The sequence below is a fragment of the Candidatus Stygibacter australis genome, from assembly GCA_030765845.1.
GTDB lineage: Bacteria > Cloacimonadota > Cloacimonadia > Cloacimonadales > TCS61 > Stygibacter > Stygibacter australis.
Genome location: JAVCDJ010000122.1, coordinates 1 through 12,348 on the forward strand (window position 1 = coordinate 1; position 12,348 = coordinate 12,348).

A 12,348-nucleotide genomic window follows, 5' to 3' on the forward strand; every position below is an offset into this window, starting at 1 on the left:
GAAGGAGTTCTACCAGGGGAACCAGCCAGAACAACTACCATGTATGCCTTGCTTGGCAATCCTGCCACAAGTGTATTCCTGCCATATTTCCCGATTGGAGATCCTCCGCATCAGGCTACTCCTGAAACAGGAATGCTTTTGACAATGACCGCAAATTTGATCAAGAGTGAATTATATAATTTTCCTGATAATTCCTATTACGTGGATAGTTTTAATCTTCTGGAACCGGATTCAGTGAGAGTATTTGACGTAATATTGCCCTTTGATGAAACTATGATAATAGAGACAGAGGAATTCTTAATAGACTGGCGTGAAGGCAATGCCACAGATGATGATGCAGTAATTCATAGTGAAATTAAGGTAAATGATGCATTAGGGGCTTTGATAGATGTTCATCTGGTTATTTCGCGAGAAATGAAAGCCGATTTCGAAGCTGACCACTATTCCGGGACTTCACCACTAATAGTGAATTTCAGTAACCTTACTCGACATTATGCCGCTGAAGTTTACTGGGATTTCAATAATGATGGAATAATTGATGCTGTAAATCTGGAAACACCATCCTGGGTATATAGTTCACCCGGGACATACAGCGTAAGGCTTACAGTTAGTAATGCCACAAATATGGATGAGCTGATACTTACAGACCTGATCCAGGTGAATGAGACCTCTACTGATGATCTGGAATTGGTTTCTGTCCCGCAACTGCTGGGCAATTATCCTAATCCACTACTGATAAATGAAGATAGATCCCATCAGACAGAGATACTATTTTATCTTCCAGAAGCAAAGAAAAAAGTAAAGCTGACCATCTTTGACCAGCGGGGAAGAAGAGTGATAAGCAAGATATATTCTGATACATTAAGTGCGGGAGAACATCGCTGGCGCTGGGATGGGATAGATAAAAAGGGAAAACTGGCAGCCAGTGGAGTGTATGTGTATCAGTTAAAAGTGCCGGGATATAAAAAAATTACCAGGAAGATGACGGTAATTAGATAGACCAGCTATCATTCATCTTGTGATGATAAACGCAGCCAGCGTTCTTCCAGTTCGCTTAATTCCTGTTCAATCATCTCCTGTTTAGCTGAATTTTCTTTAAAAATGTGAAGGTTTCATATTAGCAGCATTCTGAAGAATTTGATCTTGAAGCTCCTTTTTATCTAATTTCAGTTGCTCAATTTTGTTTTCTATTTCTTCCATCTCGCGAAGCTGTAAGTACCCCCAAACGTTTGAGTTTATCAGATTTTCTCTGCTGCTCCAATTTATGTGTGTTTTGAGCTTTGGTCTCCTGTAATTGACTATCTTGAAACCTTTTCACCAGCAGATAGCCTGAATAATTACCCGGAAATTTGATTATTCCAAGATCTGTGAAAACAAATAGGAAATCAACAACTCTGTTCAAAAAATACCGATCATGGGATACTGTGATAATGCATCCTTTGAAGGCATCCAGATAGTCTTCTAAGATCTCCAGGGTTTTAATATCAAGAACATTCGTAGGCTCATCGAGGCTAATAAAATTTGCCACAAACATAAGCGAAGAGAGCAGATATAATCTTTTCTTTTCACACCCGAAGATGAACTTCAATTTTAACTGCCGCAATTTCTGATCATAGGAAAATATGTTCTGATGACATAACCCTCTTCAGTTTCAGCAACATCATACTTTTCCACTTCAGTCCAGGGAATTTCATACAAGGCAGCAAAACCTGTGCTATCTATCACTACAAAATTGCCTGATTGAACCTGATTAGTTGTATTCCATTTATTCCAAAATCGTATCCATATCAGCAATTGTAGCACAATACCTAGTAAATGTAAGATTAAAGTTCCATTATTAAAGATAGGACGATCATCGATCTCGTGCTCTACATAAGAATTTGCTAGGCAAACCTTTTTTTCATGAGCTTCCATCCAGGCCAGATTGTCCCACTCACTTAACCAAGCTTTATCTCATGCCTGGTTATCACGTCAATAAGCTGCTGAATAATATCTTGACCCGGTTCAAGCCTAACAAACACTGCCTTATCTATCGTTTTGCTCTTCATAATCTACTCCTGAATACTGATTACCCATAGCATTAGCAAATGTAAAATAACAAATTTTTGCTAACTCAGTAACCGGTGTGAAGACGTTCAACTTAAGTTATTGATATCATTGCAGTTTTTTAAATTTTGTTGCAAAATAAATGAACAGTCTCAGAAATCCGAGGGGATAGGTGTATATAATTTTATCTTGACAAGAAAAAGTAAAAAAAGCAAAAAAAACACTATAGGGAGGGGTAATTGAAAATTCGGCAAAGATTATTGTATTTTGAGATGCTGGTTTATATTATTGAAGCCTGGTTGTTATTGACTAGTAACCAGTTAAAAAAAGTAAAGAATTATCAAAAATCAGACATACATGATCTTTCTCCGAAGGATTTAGAACGGATAGTGGAATTTGTAGATAGCAAATCTGAATTTTATCTTAAAGGAAATCCGAATAGATGCTTTTACAGAGCATTTATTCTCTATAACATATTGAGCAAAATGGGATTAGATCTAAAAATAAATATTGGAATGAGCAATATGGATGATCAAAGGGAAGCTAAAGGTCATTGCTGGTTAAGCCAGGAAGGGAAAGATCTTTTTGAAGATGAAGAACCCGAAAAATATCCAGTCTATCTGGGCGTTAGGGAGAAAATTAGATACTGGATGAATGATAGCAGCTATATGCAGGGCAAGCATCTACAAAAAAAGAAAAATCAAAAAAGAAATCAGGAGAATTAATGGATTTTTATAACCCAGAAACCAAATTCAAGTTAAATGAAATGATCACATGGAGAGATGTTGACGATGAATTGATCGTACTGGAACTTGAATCAGGAAATTATTTTTCTATGAATGATGTTGGCAGATTTATCTGGCTGAAAGTGATAGAAGAAAAAGATTTTGGCACAATTGTAGATCTGATCACGTCTGAATATGATACCATTGAAGATCAAGCAAAACAGGATGCATCCCATTTTATAAAAGGATTAATTGATAAGAAGATAATAGAATGTCAATAAATACAAAACTCACCGAGTGAGTAAATTCTAAGGAGGAAAAGATGGCTAAAAAAGCAAAGAAAACGTATGAAGCTCCATTATTCATACAACACAATCCACTTGAAACTGTTAGTTCAACAATTTATTATTATTGGTATTAAGGGTTGTATTCCAGTTGTTAATATCGATAACAAAGTCTGAGCTTTCTCAAAAACATGACACAGCACTTATTTTTTTTCATTTTTAAAAGAAATCAGGTGGAGAACTAAGCTTCTTCACCTGATTAATTAAGCTATTCGGATGTTACATATATGTCAAATAATTCTTATGATATAGTGGATTACCAATTTGTATCACCGTTAATGACACTCCCATAAAATGAGAACTTACGGGTATGCTAAGATTGAATCAAATATCTGAAAATATACAAAAATAATGTTTAGAGTTGCAGTTCAGAAATCATGGTTCAAATATGATTTATTTTTCCTTGTTCAATCTTCATTAGTAGAGAGTTCGAGCCAGCGTTCTTCGAGTTTGCCTAATTCCTTTGCAATCAACTCCTGTTTAGCTGAATTTTCTTTAAAATCTGCAGGTTTCATATTAGCAGCATTCTGAAGGATGTGATCTTGAAGTTCCTTTTTATCTAATTCCAGTTGTTCAATTCTGTTTTCTATCTCTCCCATCTCACGAAGCTGTAAGTACCCCAAACGTTTAGGTTTATCAGCTTTTCTCTGCTGCTCCAATTTATGTGTGTTTTGAGCTTTGGTCTCCTGTAATTGACTATCTTGAAACCTTTTCACCAGCAGATAATCTGAATAATTACCCGGAAATTTGATTATTCCAATATCTGTGAAAACAAAGAGGAAATCGACAACTCTATCCAGGAAATACCGATCATGGGATACTGTGATAATGCAGCCTTTGAAAGCATCCAGATAATCTTCCAATATCTCCAGGGTTTTAATATCAAGATCATTTGTAGGCTCATCTAAGATAATAAAATTAGCTCCAAACATAAGCGAAGAGAGCAGATACAATCTTTTCTTTTCACCCCCGGAGAGGGACTTTAATTTTGACTGCTGCATTTTCCCATCAAAAAGAAATTTTTCCAGCATTTCCGAAGCAGAATGTAACATACCATCCTTCGTGCGGATATGTTCAGCATAATCTCTGATATAATCAATTACTTTCTGTTCAGGCTTAAAATCATGATTTTCCTGTTTAAAATAGGCAAATATTGTATTAAGTCCAATTTTGATACTGCCTTGATCAGGAGTTTCCTCACTAGAGATCAGGCGTAGCAGAGTAGTTTTTCCGCAGCCATTAGTACCGATAATACCAATTCTTTCCATCTTTTGAAAGATGTGAGAGAAACCACTAAAAAGGTGTTTCTCATCATAAGATTTAGCAACGTTTTTTAGTTCAAGAATAGTTTTTCCCATTCTCTTGCTGGCAAAAGCAATTTCCAGCTCAGAATTTGATACGAGATAAGATTTATCTATAAGTTCTTTAACGCGGTCAATATGGTTTTTAGGTTTACTTGTGCGAGCTTTTGCTCCGCGGTGAAGCCATTTGATCTCTTTTTTGAGTTGAGCCCGACGCCTGGTTTCTTTACGTTCGGAGTCTAAAAGGTCAAATTCTTTTTTTTGCAGATAATAGCCATAATTTCCATCATAGAATCTGATCTTTCCATCTTCCATTTCCATAACCCGGTTTGAGACAGCATCAAGGAAATACCGGTCATGGGTTACGAAAATTATTATACCCTTGTAATTGAGCAGATATTCCTGCAACCACTCGATAATATCTACATCAAGGTGGTTGGTAGGCTCATCAAGGATCAGGATATCAGGATCGTCCATAAGTACTCGAGCCAGATCAAGCCGCCTTTTCTGTCCACCAGAGAGGATACCTGTATTCAGGCTCAAGTCAGAGAATCCGAGGATATCAAGGAATTTTCTGGCTTTGACTTCAATGTCCCAGACCTGTTTTGCATCAATTTCAGTCATCAAACGCTGCTGTTCAGCAACCAGTTCAGGAAGATCAACATCAGGTTTTTTCATTTCATCTTCTAATTGATGATACCTGCGAAGCAGATTGTACTTGGGATTGCTACTGAAATATATTTGCTGATAAACCGAAAGATCATCATCAAGCTCAGGAATTTGAGGTAGATAACCAATTTTTATATTACTGCGAAAGACGATGGATCCGTTATCAAGTGGTTCTCTGCCAGTGAGCATTTTCAGGAAAGTGGATTTTCCGCAGCCATTAATCCCGATCAAGCCGATTTTATTATTTTCATGAATGCCAAAAGAGGCATCCTGGCAAATAAGCTTTTCGGCAAATGATTTGCTTAGTTTTTCTATGGAAACAATATTTTTGGTCAACTAATGTATCCTTGCAATATTAATATAAAAGTCTAAAGAAATGACGGATCTGGTCAGCATACTTACCATAAACAACCACCTGATGATTTCCACAGATATTGTCAAACCAGTCATGAAGCGATTCATTCGTCTGAATTTGCATGGAGCTTCGGCAGAAGCTATTTTTCCCTACTATTTCAGAATTCACGGTGCCTTCTAGAACATCAAAGCGGGAATCTTTGCCTATGCGAAAAACCGTGATATCCCGAGGTTGCCTGACATCCATAAATTCCTCTATAAAATCAAATTCCGGGGCATTATTAAAAAGAAAAGTACTATTGATATTGAACATGTCCATGGGAACTGTGCAATGCGTTAAATAGAGCAGGTTATCAATAAAATCTATGTGAGAGATATTTGTCATCCAGCAGTATTTTTCAGTTAACAAATTAAGTATTTTAAGTGAGAAGGCAGCTTCCAGATCACCCTCACAGGCTGAGATAATGCCTTCTTCATTAAATCTATCCATTGTGAGGCAAAAGGACGAGCCTTGCTGCTGCATGTCTTTGCAGCGGACAGCCAGCATATTTGCTTCAAATTTTTTCAGGAGTCTATTTATTGCCAGATAGCTGACAGCAGAATTATAAAACTCAGCAGGAGGTAGTTTAGCAAGGTCATCTTTATTATACCAGTACTCAGCTTCTTCATTCGCGATTTTGGGATCTACCTTGTCATAACTGTGTAGGAGTTCATTCACTGAAGTCGGATATATCTTTGTTTTGAAAGGGGGCGGAGGTGAAAGGAATTCGGATGTGAGTACCCACTCGTGTGGTTTGCCAATCATCAGAAGCTTGGACTCATTCATTTTTGTCTTATATTTTTCTATATTAAAAAGTAATTTGAAAGCTTCCTCTGTATATGTGGCAATCTTAATCTCGCTATTTGCATGATAATAACCATTGAGTTCGGCACCCGATGAAAGCGCATTATTGATCGGTAGACAATAAATATAAATGGTGGAAAAAGCTTTCTGGACAATTTTTTTTACCAGCACTTCAGTTCCACCAGACAGCAGGAGGATAATAATTGTTTCCAGAGGATTGATAAAGGGAGGTAAAATTGGTTCCGACCATACCTTAAGATGAGATAACTCTTTTTCTTTCAGATATTTCTCTACTTTTATCACATCAGTATGGGGAGAGATCAGAACAAATACATTTTCCATTTACTAATTAATCTCCAGACTATAAATTTCATCATTCTTTTTTAAAAAATTAGCTGATAGATAATTAGTTAAACTGTCAAGACATTGTTAACATTTATCTGAAAAATGATGTAAGAAAAAACGAGAACGTGACTGAAAATCATACTATTCATGTCCATATCAGTTAGGATGAAATGTAGTTGCTGCGTAAATTTAGAAGCTTTCAGGGTAAAAAAAATGGTACATGTGTAGGGATTCGAACCCTAGACCCGCTGATTAAGAGTCAGCTGCTCTACCAACTGAGCTACACATGCACTCGGGAGCAAAAGTTAAATTCAGGTTAAAGCTGTCAAACAATTTGCGGATAAATTTATGAGATAATTTTGGGTATTGACAAAAAGAGTAAAGTATAATAAGTAAGCCGTCAATAAGGAGAAGCAGAAAATGTTTGCAGTAATGGTAGATCATAAATTAAGGGATTATCGGGATAAGATAGCCTATAGTATAGATTATATATTTACTGTATTGGGCTATAACTACCGGATTCTTGCTGATGATGAATATGCGAAAGTGGAAGAGATACCCTTCATGTATGTATCTGATAAGAAGATAGTTGAGGACTATTTATCTGATAATCCGCGAGGGTTTGCAATTTGCATTTTGCATGATCCCATTCATTATAATTATGAAAATCTGGGCAGGGCTGATATCAAGCAATTACTGAAAAGTTTTAATATAGGTCATGATATTCCATATTTATGCAGCAGGGAGATAGTGGAACCCATATCTTTTACCTGTGATTCGCAGCAAAAGCGTTTTTATGTGGGAGTATTTCATTTTGATCTGATCGGTAATATATATTTTCATTTAACCGGCAGGGAGCAGAATGCATTCAATCAGCGGGATCCACATAAGCAGTACTTATATCAGCAATCGAATTTTGAAAAATTTATGAGTTACCCTTATTTAACAGGAATGATCAATTTGGTAGAATTATTTCTGGGAGAAGGGGAAAACTATTTAAGATATCCATTGATGCAAAAGCCAGTATGGCCAGGAAATAAGCAGTATGCTGTAACAATCAGTCATAATGTTGATAAATTAACTAAATGGAACTGGAGTACTTTTTGGGGTAGTTTCTTTTACTGGTTCAGAAGCTTCTGGCGGGTGAAATATCATTTAAGGAATTTTTGGGGTTTGCTGAGATACTTATTTGATAACTGGGAGCCATACTGGAATTTTGATCTTATATCGGGTCTTGAACATGATAATGGTATCAGGAGCACCTATTTCTTTGGAGTAAATTATTCTGACAAACCGGGTGTCGATTATGATCTGAATGATGAAGACCAGAAGAAGCAGAAGAATGAACTGCAGGCATTTGGGCATGATTTCGGACTGTTTTTAAGTGGTGAAAATGCAGAAGAGAAAATTGCCACTTCATTAGATAAATTGACTGAATTTACTACTTCAAAAATTAAAGGAGTGCGCAAGGCAAATCTGTTGACACTGAAAGAAGAGGACATATTAAACAGCAAAGATAGTGATCTGGTGTGGGATAGTTCCTTGACAATGCCGGATCTGCAGGGTTTTGTGAATGGGATTGGCTATCCATATTTTATAATTCCTGCGAATATAAATGAGGGGACCCTGATAGAACTGCCGGTGAATTTTAGTGATCAAGCTCTTTTAAATGGCAAAATATCCTTAACTCGAGATGCTCTGGAAGAAAAGATCGAGGACATGATAGATAAAGCAAGGAAGTTCAGATCTTTATTAGTTTTTAATTTCAGTTTATACACTTTTGAAGAGATATTGCTTTTATCTGAAATATATAAATGGTTGATGGAGCGATTAAAGGGAGATCCTTCGGTATGGAAGGCACGGCTTTCAGAGATAAGTAACTGGTTAGAGCAAAGGTCAAGCGTAAAAGTACATAATAAGCGTGATCTGGTTGAGATTGAGATAGGTCGAGATATTGATGAGATTACCCTGTATTTGAAGGGATTATGGCGTGTGACAGAAATCCTGGAACGTAAAATATTGGAAAATGAACAGGAGGAGTTAGACCTGTTTACAGAGAATACCTGGTGGCAATTGAATGATGCGGAGGTGATGGTTACGGGTAGGATGCTGAAGGTGAGGAATGCAAAGAGTGGTTGCCGGATCAGGATAGAGACGGAGAAATTTGGTTAGAAGAGTTAAAAGGATAAGATGCCAAAAGCCTTAATAATCTCTTATTTCTTTCCACCATTAAGTGGACCAGGTGTGCAGCGGTCATATAACTTCGTCCGTAATTTACCAGCTAATGGGTGGGAACCAGTAGTTTTAACTGTTAAAGATATAAGTTACGTAGCTCGAGACGAATCATTGATGGACAAACTTTCAAATACAGAGATCATCCGAACTGAGACTGCAGACCCCATGCGAATCATATATTTGTGGGATAAAATATGGGGCAGGAAAGAAGGGGATAGTGCATATATTCACGCCAGTCAGAATCTACGTAGTTTTGGGAGAGATGTATTTCCCATTGATTCCAAAATAGGGTGGCTGCTAACAGCATACAAAGAAGCCTGCAAGCTGTGTCGTTTACATGATATCAAGGTGATCTTTGCAACTATGAGTCCTTTCACTTCAGGCATTCTAGCTTATATGGTGAGTCAGAAAACAGGATTGCCCTATATACTTGATTATCGTGATCTGTGGCAGGGTAAGCCGGATATCAGCTATTTCAGCAGATTTCACCGCAGGCTGGCAGAGACATGGGAAAAACGGATAATCAGAGCAGCGGATTCTATTATCCACGTTACGGACAGGTCTAAGGAACGGTTTCTGGAGATCTATCCGGAATGCGGAAGTGATAAAGTGAGTGTGATCTATAATGGATATGACCGGGAAGCGATCTCGAAAGAGATCCCAGAGCAGAGTGATAACAGCAGGATAACATTTACCTATGCAGGACATTTTTACGGGAAACGAAATCCCAGGTTATTTCTGGAATCAATTAAAGAGCTCATCGATGATGATTATCCTCTGGATGGAGTAATATTTGAATTTATTGGTAGTTTTCCTAAGTCAATCGAGGAATTATTTTTTGAACATGAATGTTTAAAACGGATAAAGTATCTGATTTATGGAGATTATATAAAAAAATTGATTGACAGCACGGTATTATTATTATTCATTTCAAGTGAAGACAGCAGGATGATATTGACCCAGAAATTATTTGAATATCTGGCTGTAAAACGTCCGATCCTGGCAATGATACCGGAAGATGGGGAAGCAGCGGGGATCATAAATAAATATTCTGCTGGACTTGTTATTGATGGATCAAGTAAAGAAAAAATTAAAGCCGGGATACAGGAATTCTGTGGGATAATCAGAAAAGGGGATCTAACTAAAAGGTTTAATGTGGCAAATAATGATTATAGAGAATTTGAACGCCAAGCTCAGGCAAGGCAACTAGCTGAGATAATGGATAAAGTTACTGATGAATAAAAAGAAACTGCTCCATATACAATTATTGCCTCTTCTTTCAGGAGTGCAGAACATGATGCTCAGCCTGCTTGCAGGTTTAGATAAAAACGAGTATGAGATCTATGTGATAAGCAAACCTGGTGGTCCTTTAGAAAAGGAAGTGGAAAAGGAAGGATACCACCATTTGCCAGTGAAATATCTGGAACGGAATATTTCTATCTTTGATCTGGCTGCTATGAACAGCATTTATAAACTTATCAGGAAGTATAAATTTGATATAGTGCATACCCATTCCAGCAAAACGGGATTTATGGGAAGAATTGCGGCAAGACTGGCAGGCGTGAAGCAGGTATATCACACAGTACATGGTTTTGCCATCCACGAGCATCAATCGAATCTCGTTAATATGATTTATATGTTTCTGGAAAAAATAGCCGGCAGGTTTTGCAACAAAGTGATATTTGTTAATGATCATGAGCGAGAAATGGCGATAAGAAGGGGAATTTTACCCGCAGAGAAAGCGATAACAATTTATAATGGAATTTCATTGGAAGGATTTAAGGTTAAGAATGCTGACGATTATCTGTCAGACAGAAATTACAAAGAGAATCCATTTACGATAGGTAGTGTTTTGCGTTTCACAACCCAGAAAAATGTATATAACACGATCAATGCGGCAATTACTGCCTGCCAGAAAAATGATGATATTCAGTTTGTATTTGTAGGAGATGGAGATGATTTTTTGATTTGTAAGAATTTGATTGATCAGGCTAAAATGAATACCCGAATACTACTCACTGGCTGGCAGGTAAAAATAAATGAGATATTGATCAAACTTGATGCTTTCATCCTTTATTCACGGTGGGAAGGTCTCTCGATCTCCATATTGGAAGCTATGGCAAGCGGGTTGCCCATAATAGCATCTAATATTAAGGGTAATAATGAATTAGTTGATTCAGAAAATGGAATACTGGTGGACGTGAAAGATTCAAATACATTAATTGATATACTTGTAAATCTACCTCGACGTAAGACAGAATTGCATGACTGGAGTAAAATATCACGCAGTCGAGTAGAAGAAAAATTTGCTATTCAAAGATTTATCAATGAATATAAGGCAATTTATGACAATTAGCATATATGCCTTGAGTTTTTTAATTCCCCTAATATTGACATTCTGCCTGGTGCCGGTTAATATAAGATTATCAAAAAAAATGGGTATGCTTGATATGCCTGATAATCGAAGAATTCACAAGGAACCTGTAGCGCTTGCAGGAGGTCTTTCCTTTGCTCTTCCTATAATATTGATGGAGATCATTCTGGCAATAGTCTTTAAGGAATATCAGGACAGGTTTATGGAGCTTGCAATTGGTGGGAGTTTGATAACTGCACTGGGCTTTCTGGATGATAAGAAGCAATTTACTGCCAGGTATAAGTTGATTTTTCAAACTGCAATAGTCAGTTTTATGTATTTTGCTGGATATCGAATGAATTTACTGACAAATCCCTTTGGTAATGCAATAAATCTCGGGATATTTTCCTATCCGTTCACATTATTGTGGTATCTTGCTGTGATCAATGCTTTTAATCTTATTGATGGTATTGACGGACTGGCAGCGGGGATATCAGCTATAGCAGGAGGTGTGATCCTTACAATTGGTATAATCAATCACGATCCATTCGTAAGTATTTTATCACTGATATTAATGGCAGGAAGCATTGGTTTCCTCTATTATAATTTTTTTCCGGCACGCATCTTTATGGGTGACACGGGAGCGTTATTTCTGGGATTCACTATTGCCTCTATCTGTATTTCAGGTGTAGGACAGTTTAAGGGGATTACTACAATGACATTATTGATCCCAATTGTTACATTGGCGTTACCATTGATAGAGACTTCTAATACGATATTTCGCAGGATGAAAGATAACCGGCATATATTTCATGCAGATAAAGAGCATATTCATCATAAACTGCTTGAACTGGGTTATTCTCAGAAAGCAATAGCCTTAGTGCTTTATTTTATAACATTTTTATTTGGATTGATCGCAATTGGATTTTCGTTCTCCAATAAACGGTTATTTCTATTGATCTTGATCCTATTAGTATTTATTCTATTTATATTGATAAATCTACTCTACAGCAAGGAATTTAAAAAATGAAAAAATTAATTTTAGTGCTAATTCTCATAACCGTAATGGCAGGTTATGGAGAGACAATTCTGCGCTCTTGGCGCAGCTACACGAATACAACCCATATTTCTG

11 protein-coding genes and 1 tRNA gene are annotated in these 12,348 nt (G+C 36.9%); 7 read left to right on the plus strand and 5 right to left on the minus strand.

Annotated elements, in window-relative coordinates; all coding sequences use genetic code 11:
• On the plus strand, positions 1 to 999 hold a 999-nt coding region (locus RAO94_06245), incomplete at its 5' end, for a FlgD immunoglobulin-like domain containing protein (GenBank protein MDP8321932.1).
• A 175-nt stretch (positions 1,000 to 1,174) separates the two neighbouring features.
• On the opposite strand, the gene RAO94_06250 is transcribed toward RAO94_06245, so the two are convergent.
• Together RAO94_06250 and RAO94_06255 are read right to left on the minus strand one after the other, a co-directional pair.
• The gene (locus RAO94_06250) at positions 1,175 to 1,528 is read right to left on the minus strand and encodes a hypothetical protein (GenBank protein ID MDP8321933.1); all 354 of its coding nucleotides are present in this window, start codon (positions 1,526 to 1,528) and stop codon (positions 1,175 to 1,177) included.
• A 62-nt stretch (positions 1,529 to 1,590) separates the two neighbouring features.
• Positions 1,591 to 1,914 carry a hypothetical protein gene (locus RAO94_06255; GenBank protein MDP8321934.1) on the minus strand — a complete coding sequence of 108 codons (324 nt, stop codon included), beginning with the start codon at positions 1,912 to 1,914 and terminating at the stop codon, positions 1,591 to 1,593.
• Positions 1,915 to 2,285: 371 nt separating this feature from the next.
• On the opposite strand from RAO94_06255, the gene RAO94_06260 reads away from it, so the two are divergent.
• Together RAO94_06260 and RAO94_06265 are read left to right on the plus strand one after the other, a co-directional pair.
• Positions 2,286 to 2,771, plus strand: a complete 486-nt coding sequence (locus RAO94_06260) for a lasso peptide biosynthesis protein (GenBank protein ID MDP8321935.1) — start codon at positions 2,286 to 2,288, stop codon at positions 2,769 to 2,771.
• On the plus strand, positions 2,771 to 3,052 hold the full coding sequence (locus tag RAO94_06265) for a PqqD family protein (protein MDP8321936.1): 282 nt from the start codon (positions 2,771 to 2,773) through the stop codon (positions 3,050 to 3,052). Before RAO94_06260 ends, RAO94_06265 begins: the two co-directional genes overlap by 1 nt.
• A gap of 470 nt (positions 3,053 to 3,522) precedes the next feature.
• Here the strand turns inward: RAO94_06265 and RAO94_06270 are convergent, their stop codons facing one another.
• The 3 genes from RAO94_06270 to RAO94_06280 all read right to left on the minus strand — a co-directional run bounded on the left by RAO94_06270 (position 3,523) and on the right by RAO94_06280 (position 6,918).
• On the minus strand, positions 3,523 to 5,421 hold the full coding sequence (locus RAO94_06270) for an ABC-F family ATP-binding cassette domain-containing protein (protein ID MDP8321937.1): 1,899 nt from the start codon (positions 5,419 to 5,421) through the stop codon (positions 3,523 to 3,525).
• 19 nt (positions 5,422 to 5,440) lie between these two features.
• A complete protein-coding gene (locus tag RAO94_06275) occupies positions 5,441 to 6,625 on the minus strand; it encodes a hypothetical protein (GenBank protein ID MDP8321938.1) in 1,185 nt (394 codons plus the stop codon).
• A gap of 217 nt (positions 6,626 to 6,842) precedes the next feature.
• Positions 6,843 to 6,918: transfer RNA gene (locus tag RAO94_06280), tRNA-Lys, on the minus strand.
• A gap of 130 nt (positions 6,919 to 7,048) precedes the next feature.
• Between RAO94_06280 and RAO94_06285 the strand changes: the two genes are divergently transcribed.
• The 4 genes from RAO94_06285 to RAO94_06300 are packed head-to-tail and all read left to right on the plus strand — an operon-like array spanning position 7,049 to position 12,246.
• On the plus strand, positions 7,049 to 8,800 hold the full coding sequence (locus tag RAO94_06285; GenBank protein ID MDP8321939.1) for a hypothetical protein: 1,752 nt from the start codon (positions 7,049 to 7,051) through the stop codon (positions 8,798 to 8,800).
• 18 nt (positions 8,801 to 8,818) lie between these two features.
• Entirely contained in the window at positions 8,819 to 10,105 is a 1,287-nt protein-coding gene (locus RAO94_06290) for a glycosyltransferase (protein MDP8321940.1), read from the plus strand.
• Positions 10,098 to 11,219 (plus strand): glycosyltransferase family 4 protein, encoded by a 1,122-nt coding sequence (locus tag RAO94_06295; protein ID MDP8321941.1) that lies wholly within the window; start codon positions 10,098 to 10,100, stop codon positions 11,217 to 11,219. The genes RAO94_06290 and RAO94_06295 overlap by 8 nt, the downstream gene beginning before the upstream one ends.
• Positions 11,191 to 12,246: an MraY family glycosyltransferase gene (locus RAO94_06300; GenBank protein ID MDP8321942.1), complete on the plus strand. Its 1,056-nt coding sequence runs from the start codon at positions 11,191 to 11,193 to the stop codon at positions 12,244 to 12,246. Before RAO94_06295 ends, RAO94_06300 begins: the two co-directional genes overlap by 29 nt.
• Positions 12,247 to 12,348 lie beyond the last annotated feature (102 nt).

Bases quoted from the DNA above. Each gene is read 5' to 3' on its own strand.
- RAO94_06255 (MDP8321934.1), bottom strand. From the start codon at position 1,914: ATGGAAGCTCATGAAAAAAAGGTTTGCCTAGCAAATTCTTATGTAGAG.
- RAO94_06265 (MDP8321936.1), top strand. From the start codon at position 2,771: ATGGATTTTTATAACCCAGAAACCAAATTCAAGTTAAATGAAATGATC.
- RAO94_06275 (MDP8321938.1), bottom strand. From the start codon at position 6,625: ATGGAAAATGTATTTGTTCTGATCTCTCCCCATACTGATGTGATAAAA.
- RAO94_06285 (MDP8321939.1), top strand. From the start codon at position 7,049: ATGTTTGCAGTAATGGTAGATCATAAATTAAGGGATTATCGGGATAAG.
- RAO94_06290 (MDP8321940.1), top strand. From the start codon at position 8,819: ATGCCAAAAGCCTTAATAATCTCTTATTTCTTTCCACCATTAAGTGGA.
- RAO94_06295 (MDP8321941.1), top strand. From the start codon at position 10,098: ATGAATAAAAAGAAACTGCTCCATATACAATTATTGCCTCTTCTTTCA.
- RAO94_06300 (MDP8321942.1), top strand. From the start codon at position 11,191: ATGAATATAAGGCAATTTATGACAATTAGCATATATGCCTTGAGTTTT.